At 66.7% G+C, this 20649-nt stretch carries 18 protein-coding genes; 11 read left to right on the forward strand and 7 right to left on the reverse strand.

The features are described from left to right. Position 1: 1 nt before the first annotated feature. Positions 2 to 763 carry an SDR family NAD(P)-dependent oxidoreductase gene (locus G6P88_RS09360; RefSeq protein WP_165322910.1) on the reverse strand — a complete coding sequence of 254 codons (762 nt, stop codon included), beginning with the start codon at positions 761 to 763 and terminating at the stop codon, positions 2 to 4. A 220-nt stretch (positions 764 to 983) separates the two neighbouring features. Here G6P88_RS09360 and G6P88_RS09365 point away from each other — a divergent pair, with 220 nt between their 5' ends. Beyond that, entirely contained in the window at positions 984 to 1646 is a 663-nt protein-coding gene (locus G6P88_RS09365; protein WP_165322911.1) for a TetR/AcrR family transcriptional regulator, read from the forward strand. Between the two features lie 2 nt (positions 1647 to 1648). Here G6P88_RS09365 and G6P88_RS09370 read toward each other — a convergent pair whose 3' ends face one another. Further along, on the reverse strand, positions 1649 to 2380 hold the full coding sequence (locus G6P88_RS09370) for a ThuA domain-containing protein (protein ID WP_165322912.1): 732 nt from the start codon (positions 2378 to 2380) through the stop codon (positions 1649 to 1651). Between the two features lie 71 nt (positions 2381 to 2451). On the opposite strand from G6P88_RS09370, the gene G6P88_RS09375 reads away from it, so the two are divergent. Genes G6P88_RS09375 through G6P88_RS09385 form a run of 3 tightly spaced genes read left to right on the forward strand, consistent with a single transcriptional unit; the run spans position 2452 to position 5172 of the window. Next, complete coding sequence (locus G6P88_RS09375) at positions 2452 to 3657, forward strand: CaiB/BaiF CoA transferase family protein (RefSeq protein ID WP_165322913.1); 1206 nt, start codon at positions 2452 to 2454, stop codon at positions 3655 to 3657. Continuing rightward, on the forward strand, positions 3654 to 4019 hold the full coding sequence (locus G6P88_RS09380) for a Zn-ribbon domain-containing OB-fold protein (RefSeq protein ID WP_165322914.1): 366 nt from the start codon (positions 3654 to 3656) through the stop codon (positions 4017 to 4019). The genes G6P88_RS09375 and G6P88_RS09380 overlap by 4 nt, the downstream gene beginning before the upstream one ends. 1 nt (position 4020) lies before the next feature. Continuing rightward, on the forward strand, positions 4021 to 5172 hold the full coding sequence (locus G6P88_RS09385; protein WP_165322915.1) for a thiolase: 1152 nt from the start codon (positions 4021 to 4023) through the stop codon (positions 5170 to 5172). Between the two features lie 23 nt (positions 5173 to 5195). Here the strand turns inward: G6P88_RS09385 and G6P88_RS09390 are convergent, their stop codons facing one another. The 3 genes from G6P88_RS09390 to G6P88_RS09400 form a co-directional block, all read right to left on the reverse strand. Further along, positions 5196 to 5957, reverse strand: a complete 762-nt coding sequence (locus G6P88_RS09390) for an enoyl-CoA hydratase/isomerase family protein (RefSeq protein WP_165322916.1) — start codon at positions 5955 to 5957, stop codon at positions 5196 to 5198. Beyond that, positions 5950 to 6501 (reverse strand): nuclear transport factor 2 family protein, encoded by a 552-nt coding sequence (locus tag G6P88_RS09395; RefSeq protein WP_165325075.1) that lies wholly within the window; start codon positions 6499 to 6501, stop codon positions 5950 to 5952. Before G6P88_RS09395 ends, G6P88_RS09390 begins: the two co-directional genes overlap by 8 nt. Before the next feature lie 81 nt (positions 6502 to 6582). Further along, positions 6583 to 7659, reverse strand: coding sequence for a YeiH family protein (locus G6P88_RS09400; protein WP_165322917.1), 1077 nt, complete (start codon positions 7657 to 7659; stop codon positions 6583 to 6585). Positions 7660 to 7804: 145 nt separating this feature from the next. Here G6P88_RS09400 and G6P88_RS09405 point away from each other — a divergent pair, with 145 nt between their 5' ends. Next, positions 7805 to 9007, forward strand: coding sequence for an MFS transporter (locus G6P88_RS09405; RefSeq protein ID WP_165325077.1), 1203 nt, complete (start codon positions 7805 to 7807; stop codon positions 9005 to 9007). A 5-nt stretch (positions 9008 to 9012) separates the two neighbouring features. Here the strand turns inward: G6P88_RS09405 and G6P88_RS09410 are convergent, their stop codons facing one another. Together G6P88_RS09410 and G6P88_RS09415 are read right to left on the reverse strand one after the other, a co-directional pair. Beyond that, entirely contained in the window at positions 9013 to 9909 is an 897-nt protein-coding gene (locus G6P88_RS09410; protein ID WP_165322918.1) for a class I SAM-dependent methyltransferase, read from the reverse strand. A gap of 121 nt (positions 9910 to 10030) precedes the next feature. After that, positions 10031 to 12361 (reverse strand): TonB-dependent receptor, encoded by a 2331-nt coding sequence (locus G6P88_RS09415; RefSeq protein WP_226946795.1) that lies wholly within the window; start codon positions 12359 to 12361, stop codon positions 10031 to 10033. A gap of 194 nt (positions 12362 to 12555) precedes the next feature. On the opposite strand from G6P88_RS09415, the gene G6P88_RS09420 reads away from it, so the two are divergent. From G6P88_RS09420 to glpK, 6 genes are read left to right on the forward strand one after another with little or no spacing between them, the layout of a single operon-like run. Further along, positions 12556 to 14565 (forward strand): alpha-glucosidase, encoded by a 2010-nt coding sequence (locus tag G6P88_RS09420; RefSeq protein ID WP_165322919.1) that lies wholly within the window; start codon positions 12556 to 12558, stop codon positions 14563 to 14565. Beyond that, a complete protein-coding gene (locus tag G6P88_RS09425) occupies positions 14562 to 15575 on the forward strand; it encodes a LacI family DNA-binding transcriptional regulator (RefSeq protein WP_165322920.1) in 1014 nt (337 codons plus the stop codon). Before G6P88_RS09420 ends, G6P88_RS09425 begins: the two co-directional genes overlap by 4 nt. Further along, positions 15572 to 16486, forward strand: a complete 915-nt coding sequence (locus G6P88_RS09430) for an aldo/keto reductase (protein ID WP_165322921.1) — start codon at positions 15572 to 15574, stop codon at positions 16484 to 16486. Before G6P88_RS09425 ends, G6P88_RS09430 begins: the two co-directional genes overlap by 4 nt. 37 nt (positions 16487 to 16523) lie before the next feature. After that, positions 16524 to 17609 carry an LLM class flavin-dependent oxidoreductase gene (locus G6P88_RS09435; RefSeq protein ID WP_165322922.1) on the forward strand — a complete coding sequence of 362 codons (1086 nt, stop codon included), beginning with the start codon at positions 16524 to 16526 and terminating at the stop codon, positions 17607 to 17609. Between the two features lie 11 nt (positions 17610 to 17620). Further along, positions 17621 to 19123 (forward strand): glycerol-3-phosphate dehydrogenase, encoded by a 1503-nt coding sequence (locus tag G6P88_RS09440; RefSeq protein ID WP_206335910.1) that lies wholly within the window; start codon positions 17621 to 17623, stop codon positions 19121 to 19123. A gap of 50 nt (positions 19124 to 19173) precedes the next feature. Then, positions 19174 to 20649, forward strand: a complete 1476-nt coding sequence (gene glpK / locus G6P88_RS09445; RefSeq protein ID WP_165322923.1) for a glycerol kinase GlpK — start codon at positions 19174 to 19176, stop codon at positions 20647 to 20649.

Genomic DNA, 20649 nt, shown 5'->3' on the forward strand with positions numbered 1-20649 from the left:
CTCAGAAATGCGTCCGGTTAGTGAAGGCCCCGTCGACGACGAGGTGCGATCCGTTGCACCAGCTGGCCGCCGGGCTCGCCATGAACACGACGCAGCGGGCGATCTCCTCGGGCGTGCCGAGACGACCGGCCGGATGCTGCCGCAGCTGGGACTGGTAGAACTTCTCCATCGTCCCCTTGATCATGTCCCAGTTGCCGCCCTCGAACTCGACCGGACCGGGGGAGACGACGTTGACGCGGATGCCATCCTTGCCGTGGAACAGGGCGAGTTGCTTGCCCCAGGTGACGAGCGACGCCTTCATCGCGTTATAGGGCTGCGGCCCACCCATCGCCTCGCCGGCGGAGGTGGTGGCGATCAGGACGATGGATCCCGACTTCTGCTCGACCATGCGCGGGAGCACGGCCTCGACCGCGCGGACCGGGCCCATCACGTCGACCTCGAACGCATTGTGCCAATATTTCTCGCTGCCCAGGCCGCCGCCCGCCGAGGAAATCGGGATAAGGACGTCGCAGCCGTCGAGCGCATCGATGGCCCAATTCAGCCAGTCCTTGTAATCGTCCGCCTTCTTCACGTTGACGGCCTTGCCGACGACGTTGGTACCATAGCGCTTCAGGCTGGCGACCGCGTCCTTTACGCCGTCCTCGGACCGCGCGGCGATGGCGAGATCGCAGCCTTCGCGCGCCAGTGTTTCGGCCACCGCCATGCCGATGCCGCGCGCGGCTCCGACGACGATCGCCTTCTTCCCCTGCAAACCGAGATCCACTCTACCTCTCCGATCTTCACGACCCTCTGGCGTCGCCGCCTTTCTGCACCGAGGCTTCGCGCCAAGGCAAGATGAAAACATGCATGAATGTTTTTTATTGGGTCCCGCACTCTCCCTGCAGCATCGCGGTCCGATTATGCTATGGGCGCCTCGACGAGGCTGCTTGACAGCCTGCATGAAAAACAAACATGATTGTTTCTCGAAAAGGAATTTCCGTACGATGGCGTTGGCAGCAGTTCGTTCCGGTTCCCCCGCCCGCCAGCCGCGCGAACGCGGTCAGGGCGGGCAGACCCAGCAGTCGCTCAAAAGCGCACAGACCCGCGCGCGACTGATCGACGCGACGATCCGCTGCATCGTCAAGGTCGGCTATGCCAACACGACCACGCCGCAGGTGGCCGCCGAGGCGGGACTGTCGCGCGGCGCGATGCTCCACCATTTCGAAAATGGATCGGCGCTGATCAAGGCGGCGATCGTCGAGCTTCACGAGAAGCGGCTGCGCGCATTCCGCCGCGCGGCGGACACCGAGAATCACGATGTCGACGCGCTGGTCCGTGCCTATTGGCGCCAGTTGCAGAAGCCGGCCTTCGTCGCTTTTCACGAGCTGGCGCTGGCGGCGCGCACCCATCCCGACCTCGCCAAGATCCTGCAGCCGCTGCAGGTCGAATATCGCGAGCGGTTCAACGCCCAGGCGGTCGCGCTCTTCCCCGAATGGCAGGGCAATCGCGAGCGGTTCGACCTCGCCATGACGCTCTCCCAAACCATGCTCGAAGGCATGGCCATCAATCTGGTGACGGGCGCCATGGCGGAGGCGATGGTGGAGCCGATGCTCGCCCTGCTCGAACAGCAGATCCGCTCGATGAACCCCAATCTCGACAAGGCCTGAGGTCAGCCCGGTTGAGGAAGACCCCAGCGGATGCCGCGGCGGAGCAGTTCGGTGAAGACCGGATAATTCCACGAGCAGCGCTGGGGATGCGGCCAGAAATCGGCGACCGGACGCAGATCATAATGACCTCGGCAGTGGCCGAGGGTGAGGTAGAGGATGGAACCGGCACCAACGCGTCGCTCGTACAGCACCGGGACCTCCGCCTCGTCCCATTCCGAATCGCGGAACTCAGGGCAGGAGCCGGTGAAGCTGGTGTGCAGCAGCACGTCGATCTCGGCGGTGCGGTGCGTCAGGTACAGTTCGTCCTCGACCCGGAAGTCGCGCAGCCCCTGGGTCAGCGCATGATCGCCGCGCGTAACGAACACCTTGAACGGCGCGATCGGCGGGTGCCCTGCAAAGCGCGTCCCGAGCATTTCGGTGAAGGCCGGCGCAAGGTCGGGCGTGTCGACCACCCCATCCGCACCGAAGCGCAGCGTCGCGTTGGTACCGTGCAGCGCGAACCAGCGCCCGCCCCGCGCAAGGAAGGCCGCAAGCGCCTCGGTCTGCGCCGCGTCGGGCAGCACGTCGCATGTGTAGGTGATCAGCAGGTCGGCGGCCGCAAGGCTGGTCGTGTCGGAATAGTCCGACGCCACCGAGGTCCGTATCTCCGGCCGTTCGGCCAGAAGCTTCAGCAACTCCAGCCGTGCAAAGTCGATGTCATGAAATTTGCCAGCCGCAACCAGATGTACCTTCACGATCCCGCTCCCCTTACGCACATGCGCACGAGGCTATGCCCGCCGATCGGTCTGGCAAGGGGGGCCGTGCGATGAGCGGTCGTCTCAAGGGGCCGCTTGCGGGCGTCCGGGTGATCGACTGCACCAGCGTGCTGATGGGGCCCTATGCGACGCAGATCATGGCCGATCTCGGCGCGGACGTCATCAAGGTCGAGAGCCCCGATGGCGACACGACGCGCTATCTGCCGCCCGGCCCCGACGCGACGCGTGGGGGGATGTTCCTGAACGTCAATCGGGGCAAGCGCAGCCTGTCGCTCAACCTCAAGCAACCCGAGGCGCGCGCCGCGCTCGTCCGGCTCGTCGAGGGCGCCGACATCTTCGTGCATTCGATGCGCCCCGGCGCGATCAAGCGGCTCGGCCTGGACTATGAGTCGCTGCGGGAAGCCAATCCCGGGCTGATCTACGCCAATCTCTACGGCTTCGCCCGTAACGGCCCCTATCGCGACTATCCCGCTTATGACGACATCGTCCAGGCGGCGTCGGGCCTCGTCGACCTGCAGGCGCGGCTGTCGAACGGCGTGCCGACCTATCTGGGCACGGTGGTTGCCGACAAGGTGACCGGCCTGACCGGCCTCTACGCAATGCTCGCAGCACTCTACGCCCGCGAGAAGACCGGCCGGGGCCAAGAGATCGAGGTGCCGATGTTCGAGACGCTCGTCTCGTTCACGATGATCGAGCATCTGTGCGGCTCGCTGTTCGACCCGCCGCAGGGGCCGCCCGAATATCCGCGCGTCACCACCGCCTCGCGCCGACCGTACAAGACCAGCGACGGCTATGTCGGGGTGATGATCTACAACGACAAGCACTGGCGCAGCTTCTTCCACGCGATAGGCGATCCCGAATGGACGCGCGACCCGATGTTCGCGTCGATGCGCAGCCGCACCGAGAATATCGGAACGGTGCTGGCGAAGCTGGCCGAGGTGCTGGCGGAGCGGACGACCGCCGAATGGCTCGAGTTGTTCCGCATCGCCGAGGTACCCGCCATGGCGATCGCGACGACGCAGGACCTGCTCCATGACGAGCATCTTGAGGCGACCGGCTTCTGGCAGGAACGCGACAGCGAGTTCGGCAAACTGCGCTTTCCCGGAATCCCGACCAGCTTCTCCGAGACGCCCGGCGCGATCGGCGATCCGGGGCCGGCGTTGGGCGCCGACAGCCGCGACATCCTGGCCGAGGCGGGCTTCGACGACGCGACCATCGACGCGCTGCTCGACGGCGCGCGCAAGCTTCCCGCATGAGCGAAGCGGCACCGCAGGCGCAGTGGCGCGCCGCGCTGGCGGAGGGCCGCTTCCTGCTCCAGCGTGCGCGGGGCAGCGGGACGATCTTCTTCCCGCCGCGCCTCGCCGAGCCGCGCAGCGGCGACACCGACTGGGAATGGATCGAGGCATCGGGGTTCGGCACCATCCATGCCGTGACCGTCATCCATCCCCGCCCGCCCGAGCCGCCGCGTGCGGTCGCGCTGGTCGATCTCGACGAGGAGGTGCGGCTGATGAGCGAGGTCGAGGGCCTGCCGGCAGAAGACATCGCCATCGGCCTGCGCGTCCGCGCCCGGATCGGCGAGCGCGACGGCGCACCCATCCTCCTGTTCCAGGCGGCCTGACATGGCGGGCGACTTTCCGCGCGGCCAGACCGCGATCGCCGGCATCGCAACCTATGGGATAGGGGAATGCCCGGGTCACACGACGATGGAGATGGCGGCAAAGGCCGGCCTGCTCGCGCTGGCCGACGCCGGGATGCCGCTATCGCAGGTCGACGGGCTGTTCATCTGCCTGCCCGACGATGTCCTCGCAGGGCTCAGCTTCGCCGAATATCTGGGCCTGTCCCCGCGCTTCACCGACTGCAACCGGACCGGCGGATCGGCCTTCCTCAGTCATGTCGCGACCGCAGCGACCATGCTGGCGGCCGGCTATATCGACACGGCCCTGATCGCTTATGGATCGAACCAGCGCAGCGGCGGCGGCAAGCTGTCGACGCCGGTCGGCAGCAATGTCTGGGAAGCGCCCTACCGCCCGCTCTTCCCCGCCTCCTCCTATGCGCTGGCAGCGTCGCGCCATTTCCACGAGTTCGGCACGACACGGCGGCACCTGGCCGAGGTTGCGGTCGCCGCGCGCGCCTGGGCGAACGGCAACCCGGAGGCCTTCGCAACCGGCCCGCTGACCATCGACGACGTGCTCGCGGCCCGGATGCTGTCGAGCCCCTTATCGGTCAAGGACTGCTGCCTCGTCACCGACGGCGCCGCCGCAATCGTCCTGACCCGCACGGACCGCGCGCGCGACGGCGCGAAGCCGCTAGTCCCCGTTCTGGGGGCTGCTGTAGCGACCTGGCACAATGCGATATCGCAGATGCCGGATCTGACCACCACAGCTGCGAGCGAATCCGGCGGACGGGCTTATGCGATGGCGGGGATCGGTCCATCGGACGTCGACGTCGTCCAGCTCTATGACGCCTTCACGATCAACACGATCCTGTTCCTCGAGGATCTCGGCTTCTGCCCCAAGGGCGAAGGCGGGCGCTTCGTGGAAAATGGCGGTATCGCGCCGGGCGGCCACCTGCCAGTCAACACCAATGGCGGCGGTCTGTCCTGCTGCCATCCCGGCATGTACGGGCTGTTCACCATCGTCGAGGCGGTGCGGCAGATACGGGGCGACGCGGCGAACCAGATCCCCGGGGTCGACATCGCGCTCGCCCATGGCAATGGCGGTACGCTGTCGAGCCAGGCGACGGTCATCCTGGGGTCGGCCGCCACGCTCTGAGCCGACGGCCGATCGGGAGGGCGCTACTCCGCCCGTCCCTCGGCATAGGCGCGAATGCCCTCCTGTGTCGCGAGACCACCCAGCGTCTCCTCACCATAGGCGCGACCGAAGCTCAGGCTCTCGGCGATCGGAGCATCGGCGGCGAAGTCGTGCAGGGCGAGCGCGCGGCGGACCGTGTCGCGGTCGAAGCCGGCGATCGTCTCGGCCAGTTCGATCGCGCGCGGCATCAGCCGGTCGCGCGGCACCACCTCGGAGATCAGCCCGAGTTCGAGCGCGCGCGCCGCGCCGATCGGCTCCCCGGTCAGAACGATATGGAGCGCGGTCGCGCGCGGGACCGAGCGGGCGAGCCGCTGGACGCCCCCGGCGAACGCGAACAGGCCCCGCTTCACCTCGGCCAGGCCGAAGATCGCATGATCGGCGGCGATCACGATGTCGGCTGCCAGCGCGAGTTCGAAGCCGCCCGCCACCACCGCTCCATTGGCAGCGACGATCAGGGGCTTGGTGCGGCGTCGCTCGGTGATCCCGGCGAAGCCGCGTCCCGGAACGAGTCCATGACCCGGCCCACGCTCGGCAGCCTCCTTGAGGTCCATGCCGGCACAAAAGCTGCGCTCGCCCGCCGCCGTCAGCAGCACCACGCGGATCGCAGGATCGCGCTCGGCGGCGTCTACCGCCTGATCGATCGCTTCGGATGCGGCCACGTCCAGCGCATTGCTGCGCCTTTCGCGATCGATCGTAATGATGCGGACCGCGCCGCGATCCTCGATGCGGACGCCCTGCTCAGCCATGGGGCACGGCCTCCGTCGAAGCCGCCCAGCCGGGAAGCGTCTCGGGAAAGTCCGCAGCCATCGGCGTCGCATAGGCGCGGTTGCGATCGGCATGGCCGAGGATGCCGCGATACTCGTCGGCATCGACATAATAGAGGAAGCTGATGATCCGCTCGCCGAAGCGCCATCCGGCCGGCGTCCGCACATAGCGGTCGCGATAGCGCAGCGAGGCGACCATCATGCGACCGTTGCGCCACAATTCGGCATGGCCCGAGACCCGGCCGAAGGCGAGGTCCGGATCCTCATCCGAAAAGTCGATCAGCACGTCATGCATATAATGGGCGCCCGGCCCCAGCACGGTGAAGCGATGCCGATACTGGTCCATGATCGCATCGACGCCGCGCGCCTCCATCACCCCGTCCTGCGACGCCACCCGCGCATCGTCGGCGAACAGTGCGGCGATGGCGGGCAGGTCGCGATCATCGATGGTGAAGCAATAGGCGGCGACCAGCCGCCGGATCGCCAATTCGGATTCGATGCGGTCGATCCGCTCCTCGGACGTCATTCGCCACTCTCCACGGCCTGTCATTCTTCGACCGGACTATGGAGGCTGTGGCGACGAATGCAATGCGGCCGGCGTGCCGCGTCAGGCCACCAGCCAGACGGCGAAGAGCAGTGAGGCAAGGAAGCTGACGACGGTGGCACCGATGACGGGTGCGACCGCCTTCCAGCCCAGTTCCATCAACAGGTCCATCCTTGAACGCATCGCCGTTGCAGTGACCGCCAGCAGCAGAAGACCCTTGGACGCGTCGAGTGCGGTGTCCTTCACCTGCGGCGGGATCGGGAAGAAACTGTTGACCGTTACGACCGCCAGAAAGGCGGTTATGAACCAGGGCAGCGCGAGCCGCCGCCACACCGGTCGGCCCGCATCGCCGCCGACCGACCCCAGCCACAGGCTGGCGAGCGCGACGACGGGCGCGAGCAGTGCCACGCGCGACAGCTTGACGATGGTGGCGTAGCTGCCGGCCGCGTCCGAAAAAGCGTAGCCGCCACCGATCGCCTGGGCGACGTCGTGGATCGAGGCACCGATCAGGAAGCCCGCCTGCTGGTCGTTGAGCCCGAGTTCGGCCGCCAGTACCGGATAGATCGACATGGCCAGCGCGCTGGCGAGCGAGACGCCGACCAGGGTGAGTGCGAACTGCGCCTGGCTGAGCCGCTCCTTTCCGATCACGCCATAGAGCGCGAGCGCGGCGCTCGCCCCGCAAATGGCGGTGGCACCTCCGGCGAGAATGCCGGCATAGCGCCCCTGCCCCGAGCCCCGCGCGAACAGCAGGCCCGCGCCGAAGGTCAGCAGCATGACCACGACCAGCGCCGCAAAGGGCGTCGCGCCCAGCGCCTGGACCTGAGCGAAAGTCACCTGCAGGCCGAGTACGACGATACCGGCGCGCAGGCAGGTGCGCGAGGCGAAGTCGAGCCCCTTGGTGGTGCGGGGATCGCGGGTGACGAAATTCAGCGAAAGGCCGATCAGCAGGCCGAGCAGGATGATCGGGAAGCCATAATGGTCGGAAAGCCAGGCGGCGGCCGCAGCGCCGACCCCGCAGATCATCAGGCCGGGGATGAGGCTGTCGCGTTCGGGCGGGGGGGCCTTGGCAGTCTCGGCGAGATGCAGTTCGCCGAACAGATCGCCGCCATGGGGCGTCGCATCCCAATCTATCCCGTTCATGCCGCTCCTGCCATTTTTCTGTCTTACGGTGTCATATCCTGTTTCCCTTATCGTGGCAGCGCGCTAGTCTGCAAGTCGCAATCCGCCGCGCGACGGCGGGAGGATCGGGAGGGATGCGGTGAACAAGGCTGGCGGTGGACAGGTCATGGCGCGCGGGACGGTCGTCGCGCTCATCGCGCTGCTCTTCCTTGGCAATGCCCTCAACTATGTCGACCGCCAGGTGCTCGCTCTGCTGAAGCCGACGCTAGAGGCCGAATTCGGCTGGAGCGACGCCGACTATGCGCATCTCGGATCATCCTTCCAGATCGCAGCTGCCGGCGCCCTGCTCGCAGTCGGCTGGTTCGTCGACCGTTTGGGCGTGCGGATGGCTTATGGCATCGCCGTGGTGGTGTGGAGCGCGGCCGGCATGGCGCATGCGCTGGCGATGACCGTCCAGCAATTCGTCGCGGCGCGCATCGTGCTCGCGGTCGGTGAGTCGGTCAGCACCCCGGCCGGCCTGAAGGCAGCCGCGATCTACATGCCGCCGCGCCAGCGCAACATCGCCATCGGCCTGATAAACACCGCGCCGAATATCGGGGCGATCCTGACCCCGCTGCTCATTCCGCCGCTGGCACTGGCCTTCGGGTGGAAAGCGGCGTTCGTCCTGACCGGTGCACTGGGCTTCGTCTGGCTCATCGGCTGGTTCTTCGGCACGCGCAACCTCGCGCCGATCGGCAACATACCCGAGCGCGCACCGGTCAAATGGAGCGTCCTCCTGAGCGATCGCCGCAGTTGGACTGTGGTCGGCGCCAAGGCCTTCACCGACTGCGTCTGGTGGTTCGTGCTGTTCTGGATGCCCGACTTCTTCTCGCGGCAGTTCGCCATGGCGCAGGGCGATCTGGGCGGGCCGATCGCGCTGATCTTCGCCATGGCGGCACTGGGCGCGATCAGTTCGGGCGCGCTCTATCCGCTGTTGCTGGGCCGCGGCTTCTCGGTCAACGCCGCGCGCAAGACCTCGATGCTGTTCTTCGCGCTGGTCGTCCTCGCCATGCCGCTCGCGCTATCGGCACAAAGCCCGTGGATCGCGGCGCTGCTGATCGGATGCGGCCTGTTCGCGCATCAGGGCTTCTCGACCAACATCTTCGGCATGACCGCCGACATCGTCCCCGGCGTCCGCGTCGCCAGCGTCGTCGCACTCGGCGCGGTGGCCGGCAATCTGTCGGGCACCGCAATCATCGAGCTGGCGGGCTGGTCGCTCGACAATGGCCATGGCTATTGGCCCATGTTCGCGATCTGTGGCAGCGCCTATCTGGCGGCACTGCTGTTCATTCATCTGATGCAGCCGAAGCTGGAACTCGCGCAGAATTGAGGGCGTCAGCTCGCTCGGGCCAGGGCGACCGCATAATGCGAGTGCCCTTGCCCAGCGAGTGTCTCATCGAGCAACAAAAGCGCATCGAGCAGGGCATCATCCTCACCCTCGCGGAAGTTGGCCAGCACGTCGTTGAGCGCGAGATGATAGACCACCCCGCCCGTGCGGATGATCTCGGCATCCGGGAAGACATCCGCCAGCGCGCCGAGAATCGCCTCGCTGTCGGCGGCCTCGGTAGGATCGGCGGCGAGCATTTCCTCGATCGTAGGCCGTTTGGGCCGACATGGGATCATAATCTGCTGGTTGCGCGGGTGCGGCAGGAAACGGTCGGGCAACATCGCTCTGACGCGTGCCGCCAGATCGAGTTCGGCATCGGTCCACTGAAAGCGCGTAGGTCCGACGAAGTCGTCCATGGCCAGCAGGCCGCCGACGCTTAATCCCGCCCTGCTCCACAGCAGCGCCGCGCGTGCATCGAACATGTGGTGAAGCGCATTATTCCAATAGATGAGGTCGAATGAATGGTCGAGCGGGCGATCGAGCGCGTTGCCGATATGGACGGTTACCCGGTCCGCGACGCCATGCTCCTCCGCCTTGGCGAGAATCTGTTCGCGCCGATGCTCCCCGATTTCGCACAGGTGAAAGTGGCGGACGACCCCCTGTTGGAGAAGCTTCATCTCCTTGCCGCCGCTACCGCATCCGACGGAAAGCGCATGGCCAAACCCGTCCGAGGGCGCAGCACGCCGGATCAGCCGGTTGAAGCCCGCATGAGGGCCTTCGACCGGATCGCCGCAGACGATGCGGTTGACGTGACGGACAATTCGGGGGTGGGACCACCAACGGGAGTGAGCCGCTTCCTGCCTGACGGCCCAGCGGGCGGCGGCGACCTCGAGCCTGTTGTCCATCGCCCCCCTCTAGCCGCTCGAGCTACGAACGGGCAACCGGCGTTCAGGTGGAGAAGCGCCCATAAAAAAGGGGCCCCCGGCATAAACCGGAGGCCCCAGTAGGAGATAACTGGAGAGAAACTTAGAAGTTGGCGGTGCCAGTCAGGCCCCAGTAGCGATCGGCGTCGCGCGGGATCTGGTAGCGATAGGAACCGCCCGGACCGCCGCTCTGGATCGCGGCGATGTAGGACTTGTCGAACAGGTTGCGGACCTGGAAGGTCAGGCGATAGCGTTCGTCCGCATCACCCACGCCCAGCTTGACGTTGACCAGGCCATAGGACGGGATCGTGCCCAGCCGGGTCTGCACGACGTTGGGCGTGAAGATCGACAGCTGCTTGGTCTGGTAATTGCCCTGGGCGCCGAAGAAGACGTCGAACGCGCCACCGGTGCGCCAACGATAGTCGGCCGAAAGCGACCCCTTCCACTTGGGTGCATAGGCCAGCGACGAGCCTGCCGGAATGACCGCGGTGGCCGCTGCGCCGGGCGCGACGCGGAAGCGGTCGACCTTGGCATCGGTATAGGCAATGCCGCCGCTGATCGTCAGATCGTCGACCGGGAACCAGTTGAGGTCGGCCTCGAAGCCGCGGGTCGAAACCGTGCCGGCATTGGTGAAGCGCGTGACCACGACACCGGCGACGAGATCCGGATTATTCGCCTGGAAATTCTTATACTTGGCGTAGAAGCCGGCGATGTTCAGGGTCATGCGACCGTTGAACAGCGTGTTCTTCAGGCCCGCCTCGAACGCGTCCGAGGTTTCCGGCGCGATCGAATTGGTACCGGTCGCGGTCAGGTTGAAGAAGACGTTGTACGCGGGGCCCTTATAGCCGCGCGTGTAGCTGCCATAAGCCATGATGCGGCGGCTGATGTCGTACTGGACCGAGGCCTTACCCGACAGATCGTCATTGTCGGTCTTGGCGCGGAAGACGGTCGCGGGCTGGCCGGTGCCGGTCGCCGTGGTCGGAAAGCTCGGCTGGATGCCGGGGCCTGCCAAGGTCGTGTTGCGGCTGTGGAAGACCTTCAGCTTGTCATAGCTGTAACGGAGGCCACCGACGAGGCGCAGATCCTCGCTGATGTTCCACGTCGCCTGACCGAAGGCGGCATAGTTGAGGAAGGTCGACCCGAAGTCGGCCACGCCGGTCGGGAAGGTCGACGGATTGGCGTTCGCGCTGCCGCAGGGGATCAGCACGTTGGTCGGAGCGCCGGCGGCTGCGGTGCAGACGATGTCGTCGCGACGGAAGATACGGCGCGACTTGGCGTTCGAATAGAAGGTGCCGAGCACATAGCTGACCGTCTGGTCGGTCGGCGAGGCGAGGCGGAACTCCTGCGTGAAGGTGTGGCTCGTCTGCGGGCCCGAATCATGCAGCTGGTTGAAGCCGACATAGGCGCGGTCGAGCCAGTCGCCGTCGCGGATCTCGGTATTGTCCCAGCTGCGATAGGCGGTGATGCTGGTCAGCGTGTGGGTGCCCACTTCAAGGTCGACCTGACCCGAAACGCCCCAGCCCTCTTCCTTCGTCGAGGTCACGAGGTCCTGACGGATCTCGCGGGTGTTGGCACCGCGCGGGGTCGGCAGCGCGTTGAAGGCGAGGCTGGTGCTCGGAGCACCGGCGCCGGTCAGCGGGCCGGTGCCGATCACTTCGGCGCAGCAATCGTCGTCATTCTTGTAATAGTCGGCGGCGATGTAGATGCGCAGCGCGTCGGACGGATTGTACAGGACCTGGCCGCGTACACCGCGATGCTTGTAGCCGTTGACGTGATTGCCGGTCGTCAGGTTGCGGATGTTGCCATCATATTCGCCGTAGAAGCCGGTGAAGCGCGCGGCGAGATCCTCGCCCAGCGGCACGTTGACCGAGCCCTTCAGGCGATATTCCTGGCGATCGAAATAGCTGGCGTCGACCGTGCCGGAAAACTCGTTCTTCGGCATCTGGGTCGTGATGTTGATGACGCCGGCCGAAGCGTTCTTGCCGAACAGCGTCCCCTGCGGGCCGCGCAGCACTTCCATCTGGGCGACGTCGACGAGGTCGTTGAACGCCTCGCCCGAGCGCGCGTAAACGACGCCGTCCACAACGGTCGACACCGACGGCTCGCCCGCGATCGAGAAGGTCGCGGTGCCGACGCCACGCAGGAAGATCGTCTGGTTGAGCGTGGTGCCCGACTTCAGGAAGTTGAGCGACGGAACGAGCTGCGCCGCGCTCTCGATGCTCGGACGCGCGGTGGTGGCAAGCGCCTGGCCCGACAGGACCGACACGGCCACGGGCACGCTCTGCAGATTTTCGGAGCGCTTTTGCGCGGTGACCACGATCTCGGCGACCGACTCTTCGGCTTCGGCCGGAGCCTGGGCAAATGCGGGCGCGGCATAGCCAACGGAAACAGCCGCCAAAGCCATGGCGGATGAGGCACGGAGCAACGATTTCACGGGTTTTCCTCCCCTTTTAGTCCGGGACTTTGCGCCCCGCTGCGAACGTTCCAGTAGCGGCTCACCTCTTTGGCATCACCGCTTGCGGCCCTTGTGTTGCGGCGGAAGCGACGATATGTCAAGCGGTGTCACACAAGACAGGCCAAGCTGCGGCATTTCTGCAACAAGGCCTGCGACCAGAGGATTTACTAGCCTTGAAACTCGAATTCGCTTTGAATTCTGACGGTTTCGACCTCCTTTTCGGGGGCAGATTGCTGCTGCGGCACGGTCCCGCCTGTCCAGCGCTTGCCATGGCGCGCGGCAACCCCGCGATCGAAATGTATCGTGGCAATTTCCGCATCGAGGATAGCCCGGAAAGCACGATCTCACCCATCGCCTTCACGATCGAAGGACAGAGTATCACCCTGTTCGACGGGGATGTGGCTGCCGCCACATTGTCGATCGACGGCAATCGTCTCGCCATTTCCGCCCTGCTGCCGGGCCATGACCGGCTGACCCTCTCCTTCTTTGCCGAGCCGGGCGAATGCGTCTGGGGCGGTGGCGAACAGATGAGCTATGTCGCGCTCAACGGGCGACGCTTTCCGATCTGGACCAGCGAACCCGGCGTCGGCCGCGACAAGAGCACCGAGCTGACCCGCATCATGGACGAGCAGGCCATGGCGGGCGGCGATTATTGGAACAGCAATTATCCGCAGCCGACCTTCCTGACCTCGCGCTGGATCGCGACCCATCTCGACGAGAGCTGCTACAGCGTGCTCGACTTCAGAGATCCGGCGGAGCATCGCGTCGAAGTCTGGAAGGACAACGCAGGCTTCGAGTTCTTTGCGGCCGACGGCCCGGTCGAGCTGGTCGGCCTGTTGTCCGAACGCTTCGGCCGCCAGCCGCCCTTGCCGGACTGGGCGATCGGGGGCGCGATCCTCGGCCTCAAGTCGGGCGCAAGCAGCTTCGATCGGATGGAGCGTTTCATTGAGGCCGGCACGGCCGTCTCGGGCCTCTGGTGCGAGGACTGGGCCGGGATACGCGAGACGAGCTTCGGTCGCCGCCTGTTCTGGGACTGGCATGTCGGCGAACGCAGCGTACAGCGCTATCCCGCGCTCGAAAGCCGCATCGCCGATCTGAAAGCGCGCGGCATCCGCTTCCTCGCCTATGCCAATCCGTATCTGGCCGTGGATGGCGAACTCTACGCTGAGGCGGCGGCCAGCGGCCATTTCGCGCTGCGGCTCGACAGCGACGAGCCCTATCTCGTCGATTTCGGCGAGTTCGACTGCGGCGTGGTCGACTTCACCCGCGCCGAGAGCCGCGCCTGGTTCGCCGAACGCGTGCTGGGTCAGGAGATGCTCGACAAGGGGATCGATGGCTGGATGGCCGACTTCGGCGAATATCTGCCGGTCGACCTTCGCCTCGCGGACGGCTCAGACCCGATGGAAGCGCATAATCTGTGGCCGGTGCTGTGGGCCGAGGTGAACGCGATGGCGCTGTCTTCGCGCGGCCGCACTGGCGATGCGCTGTTCTTCATGCGTGCCGGCTTTTCGGGCGTGCAGCGCCACTGCCCGCTGCTCTGGGCCGGCGACCAGTCGGTCGACTTCACCCGCCACGACGGCATCGGGACGGTAATCGCCGGGGCCCTCTCCTCGGGCCTCGTCGGCAACGCCTACAGCCATTCCGATTGCGGCGGCTACACCTCGCTCCATGGCAACATCCGGTCGCGCGAACTGCTCGAGCGCTGGTGCGAGCTGGCGGCCTTCGCGCCGGTCATGCGCAGCCATGAGGGCAATCGCCCCGACGACAATCTGCAATATGACAGCGATGCGGAGCTGATGGCCTGCTTCGCCCGGTGGAGCCGGGTCCACGCCCATATGGCGCCCTATGTCCGCACCCTGTGCGACGAGGCTGTCGCGACCGGCCTACCTGCCCAGCGCCCGCTTTTTCTCCATCATCCCGACCAGCGCGAATTGTGGACCGTGCAGGACCAGTTCCTCTACGGTGCCGATCTGCTGGTGGCGCCGGTGATCGAGGAAGGCACCACGTCGCGCGACGTCGTCCTGCCCGGCTCTTTGCCCTGGCGGTCGGTGTGGAGCGGCGAGGATCTCGCACCGGGCCTCCACAGGGTGGACGCGCCGATCGGCCGGCCACCGGTCTTCTATCGGCCCGGCAGCGCATTTTCGGGGCTGTTCGCGGCCTTGCCGGGGGTGTTGCAGGGGTGAGTGAGAGATCGAACATCAGGGATGTCGCGGCGCGTGCGGGTGTGGCGGTCAAGACCGTCAGCCGGGTGCTGAACGACCATCCCTATGTCAGCGCAGAGACAAAGGCGCGGGTCCAGCAGGCGATGCGCGAGCTGGAATTCCGGCCCAGCACGGCCGCGCGTATCCTGTCGGGCGCCAAGTCGAACCAGATCGCGCTGATCTACGACAATCACAGCCCCTACTACATGTTCCAGATCCAGAATGGCTGCTGGTCGCGCTGCCAGGCAGACGGCATCCGCCTGCTCGCCCAGCCGGTCGATGTCGCCGCGCCTAATGTCGGCGATCAGGTGCGCGGCCTGGTCACCGAAACCCATGTCGACGGGATCATCCTGTCGTCGCCGGTCACCGACTGCGACGAGGTGCTGCGCGCGCTCGAAGCACTCGATGTACCCTTCGTCCGCATCTCACCCGGTACCAATCATGCGCTGACGAGCTCGGTCTACATGGACGACGCTCAGGCCGCCGACGACATGACCACCCATCTCGTCAATATGGGGCATCGGCGGATCGGCTTCATCAAGGGCCATCCCAACCATATGGCATCGGACGACCGCCTGTTCGGCTATCGCCGCGCACTCGACCGGGCGGGCATCTCCTACGAGCCGCAGCTCGTCGCCAATGGCGAGTTCGATTTCGACAGCGGCGTCTCCGCCGGAGCAGCCTTTCTCGACATGGCGGAGCCGCCGACCGCGATCTTCGCGTCGAACGACGATATGGCCGCAGGCGTGCTCGCGGTCGCGCACGATCGCGGTCTCGATTTGCCGGGCGATCTGTCGGTGGCCGGCTTCGACGACACCACGCTGGCGCGCACCGTCTGGCCGCCGCTCACCACCATTCATCAGCCGATGTTCGACCTGGCGCACACCGCCACGGAGATCCTCATCGCGGGGGGCGACATCGCCCACCGCCGTCTTCCCCACCAACTGATCGAGCGCGGCTCCGTCGCGCCGCCACGCAGGACATGTTCATGAGTCTTCTTCCCCAGCCGCCGGCCACCCGCACTCTGGGCACCAGCGGCATCGAGATATCCTCAATCGCCTGGGGCATGTGGCGCCTCGCCGAGGACGGCCGTACCGTCGCAGAGGCCGCGCGCCTCGTCCATGCGGCGCTCGACGCCGGCATAACCTTCCTCGACACCGCCGACATCTATGGCTTCGACGGTACCCATGGCTTCGGCGATGCCGAGGCGATGCTGGGCGAGGTGCTGGCGGCCGAGCCGGCGCTGCGCGGCCGCATGGTCCTCGCTACCAAGGGCGGCATCCGCCCCCCTCTGCCCTATGACCAGAGCGAGGCCTATCTCGCCGAGGCGATCGACGCCTCGCTGCGCCGCCTGAAGATCGACAGCGTCGATCTGTGGCAGGTCCATCGCCCCGACATCCTCTCCCATCCGCAGGAGGTTGCCCGCGCGCTCGACGATGCCGTCGCCGCCGGCAAGATCCGCACGATCGGCGTGTCCAACTTCACCATCCACCAGACGGCAGCATTGCAGCAGTTCCTAGGCAACAAGCTGGTCACGACCCAGCCCGAGATCAGCCCGCTGCGGATCACCTGCTTCGAAAATGGCGAGCTGGATCAGGCGATGATGCTCGGCCTCGTACCGATGGCCTGGTCGCCGCTCGGCGGCGGACGCCTCGCCCATCCGGAAGCGCCGCGGGACAAAGCTGTGGCCGAAGCGCTGGGCAAGGTCGCGACCGAGCAGGGCGTGTCGCTGACCGTCGCCGCCTATGCCTGGCTGATGGCGCATCCGGCGGGAATCGTCCCGATCATCGGTTCGCAGCAGCCCGAGCGGATCGCCGAAGGCGCGAAGGCCCGCGACGTCCGCTGGTCGCGCGAGGACTGGTATGCGGTGCTGGTCGCCGCCCGTGGAGAAAGGCTGCCCTGAGCAGCCGGTTGTTCGAGGATAGGCCTGGGAGGCGAATATGACGCAGCAATGCGAAGTGGCGTGGTTCTCCGCGCTGTGTGACGACGATTATGAATTTCTGGGCGTGCCCGACAGCCGGCTCCAGTCGAGCTGGGAGCATTGCCGCAACATCGTGTTGCAAGCGGAGAAGGGCGGGTTCGACAATATCCTGCTGCCGTCGGGTTATCAGCTCGGCCTCGACACCACCGCCTTCGCGGCGGCGGTGGCGACGCAGGTGCGCCGGATCAAGCTGCTCTGGGCGACCCGCATCGGCGAGGACTGGCCGCCGCAGCTGGCGCGCCGCATCGCCACGCTCGACCGTATCCTCGGCCCCAATGCCGCGGGGACCAGCGGTCGCCTGAACGTCAACATCATCTCGTCGGACATGCCGGGCGAGGCGCTGCCCGGCAAGGCGCGCTATGCCCGCGCCACCGAGGTGATGAAGATCGTCCGCACGCTGCTTAACGGGGAGTCGCTCGACCATGAGGGCGAGTTCTACAAGCTCAAGCTCGACCCGCCGCGCATCTCGACCATCTCGGGAAGCTGCCCCGCCTTCTATTTCGGCGGCCTGTCCGAAGATGCGCGCGAATGCGCCGCCGAGGGCTGCGACGTCTATCTGATGTGGCCCGACACGATGGACAAGGTCCGCGAGACGATCGCCGACATGAAGACGCGCGCCGCGCGCTTCGGGCGTGAGCTGAAGTTCGGCTACCGCGTCCACGTCGTCGTGCGCGACACCGAGGAAGAAGCGCGCGCCGCCGCCGATCGTCTGCTGTCCAAGCTCGACGACGAGATCGGCCGCGCGATCCGCGAGAAGTCGCTCGATGCGAAGAACGTCGGCGTGCAGCGCCAGGCCGAACTGCGCAGCGCGGCCGGCGGCGACGGCTTCGTCGAGGACAATCTGTGGACCGGCATCGGCCGTGCCCGCTCGGGCTGTGGCGCGGCGATCGTCGGCAATCCGGACCAGGTGCTGGCAAAGCTGCGCGCCTATCAGGCCGAAGGGATCGAGGCCTTCATCCTGTCGGGCTATCCGCACGCGGCCGAGGCCGACCTCTTCTCGCGCCATGTGCTGCCGCATCTGCAGCACGGCCCGCTCGAAGGCTGAACGGAGACGGCATGACGACGTCCCGGACGATCCAGGACCGGCTGTTCGACGTCGCCGTCATCGGCGGCGGCGTCAACGGCTGCGGCATTGCGCGCGACGCGGCGGGGCGCGGGGCTTCGGTCCTGCTGCTCGAACAGGGAGATCTCGCCCAGGGGACGTCGTCCGCCTCGACCAAGCTGATCCATGGCGGACTGCGCTATCTCGAACATTATGAGTTCGGGCTGGTGCGGGAATCGTTGAGCGAGCGCGAACGGCTCTGGGCGATCGCGCCACACATCATCTGGCCGATGCGCTTCGTCCTGCCGCATGTGAAGGGGTTGCGCCCGCGCTGGCTGCTGCGCCTCGGGCTGTTTCTCTACGATCATATCGGCGGGCGGAAGAAGCTGCCGGCGACCCAGTCGATCGATCTGCGCGGCCATCCGGCCGGCGGCCCGCTCAAGCCCGAGTTCGGCAAGGCGTTCGTCTATTCGGACTGCTGGGTCGACGACGCCCGGCTGGTCGCGCTCAACGCCCGCGACGCCGCCGACCGCGGCGCCGAGGTCCGCACGCGTACCGAGGTTCTGGCGCTCGAGCGGGTCGGAGAGGAATGGGCGATCCGGACCTCGGCCGGGGACTTCCGCGCGAAGACCGTCGTCAATGCGGCGGGACCGTCGGTGCTGTCGCTGCTGGGCCGGGCGAAGGAGCAGAGCGGTCGGCGGATGCGGCTCGTCCGGGGCTCGCATATCGTCGTGCCCGCGCTGTTCGATCACCCCTATAGCTATTTCTTCCAGCTCCCCGACGGCCGCATCTTCTTCGCCATTCCCTATGAGCAGGACTTCACCCTGATCGGGACGACCGACCGCGATCATGAGGGCAGCCTCGCCGAGGTGCGCGCAAGCGAGGAGGAGATCGCCTATCTCTGCGAGGGCGCCAGCCGCTATTTCCGCAAGGAAATCCGGCCAGAGGACGTGGTCTGGACCTATTCGGGCGTGCGCCCGCTGATCGACGACGGCTCGGGCAAACCCGAAGCTGCGACCCGCGGCTACAGCCTGGAGTTGTCACCCGAAGCCGAAGGGCCTGCCATGCTGTCGGTGTTCGGTGGCAAGATCACCACCTATCGCCACCTCGCCCGCGAAGCGATCGAAACGCTGGCGGAGCGCCTGCCCCTGCTGCGTGAGCCTTTCGAGAGCGACCAGCATCCCCTGCCCGGCGGCGACTTCCCGGTCGAGGACGTCGAGGCGTTGCGCGCCGAGATCGCCGATCGCTACCGCTTCCTCGACGCCGGAACGGTCCAGCGCCTCGTCCGCAGCTATGGGCGGCTGACGATCGAGATATTCGGCAATGCGCAGTCGCTCGACGCTTGTGGCCGCGACTTCGGCCATGGCTTGACCGAAGCCGAAGTCCGCTATCTGGTCGCACGCGAATGGGCGCGGACCGCCGACGACGTCCTGTGGCGGCGCGGCAAGCTGGGCCTGCGCCTCGATGCGGCACAGCGCGCGGCACTGGACGAGTTTCTCGCTGGCATGGCGAAGTAAGGACATAAGCCGGCGCGGCCCTCGGGCGCGGCGCCGGCGGGGAGAGCGACGTGCAAACATCCTATCTGCTGGTTCTCGACGAAGGCACCACATCTACCCGCGCCATGCTGTTCGCCCCCGACGGCAAGGTATCGGCGATCGAGCAGGCCGAACTGACCCAGCATTATCCCGCCGATGGCCATGTCGAGCATGACGCGGCCGAGATCTGGACCAAGACCCTCGCCTGCGCCCGCCGCGCGGTGGAGAAAGCCGGCGGCGCCGACCGCATCGCGGCGATCGGCATCACCAACCAACGCGAGACGGTCGTCGCCTGGGACCGGCAGACGGGCGAGCCGATCACCCGCGCGATCGTGTGGCAGGACCGGCGCACTGCCGATTTCTGCGATCGGCTGCGCGCAGATGGTCATGAGGAACTGATCCGCGCGCGCACCGGGCTGGTGGTCGATCCCTATTTTTCCGGCACCAAGATGCGCTGGGTGCTCGACAACGTGGCCGAGGCCCGGGCGCTGGGCGACCGCCTGGCCCTCGGCACGGTCGAGAGCTGGCTCGTCTGGAAGCTGACCGGTGGGCTGCACATCACTGACGCGACCAATGCCAGCCGCACCATGCTGATGCCGCTCGACAAGGCGACGTGGGACGAAGACCTGCTCGCGCTGCTCGGCGTGCCCCAATCGGCGCTGCCCGAGATCGTCGACACGGCCGGCCGCTTCGGCACCACCCTGCCCGACCTCCTCGGCGGCCCGATCCCGATCTGTGGCCTGGCCGGCGACCAGCAGGCCGCGACCATCGGCCAGAACTGCCTGTCGGCGGGCCAGGTCAAGGCAACGCTGGGCACGGGCGCCTTCGTCCTCGCCAGCACCGGCCACGACATACCGCGCTCGAACAACCGCCTGCTCGGTACCGTCCTCGCGCAATGCGACGGCAAGCGCAGCTATGCGCTGGAAGGATCGGTATTCGTCGCCGGCAGCCTGGTCAAATGGCTGCGCGACCAGCTCGGCTTCGTCGGCACCGCCGCCGAGACCGAAGCGCTCGCCCGGTCGGTGCCCGACAATGGCGGGGTGTGCATCGTCCCCGCGCTGTCGGGGCTTGGCGCGCCGCACTGGCGGCCCGAGGCGCGCGGACTTATCGGCGGCCTCACCCAGGGCGCGACCAAGGCCCATATTGTCCGCGCCGCACTCGAATCGATGGCGCACCAGATGCATGACCTGAAGCAGGCTTATGCCGCCGATGGTTCGCCCTGGGCGACGCTCCGGCTTGATGGCGGCATGAGCGCGAACGACTGGGTGGCACAGGACCTCGCCGACATACTCGACCTGGAGGTCGAAAGGCCGCACAATGTCGAGACGACCGCGCTCGGGGCGGCGATGCTCGCGGCGGTGGGCTGCGGGCTCCATGCCACGCTGTCGGACGCGGCGGCGATGCGATCGGGGGTGTCCTCCTTCGTACCGCATATGGATGCCGCCACGCGCGAGCGTCGGCTCGATCAATGGCGCGCCCTGCTGGCGCTCGAACTGGGACAGGCCTGA

The organism is Rhizorhabdus phycosphaerae (assembly GCF_011044255.1).
Lineage (GTDB): Bacteria > Pseudomonadota > Alphaproteobacteria > Sphingomonadales > Sphingomonadaceae > Rhizorhabdus > Rhizorhabdus phycosphaerae.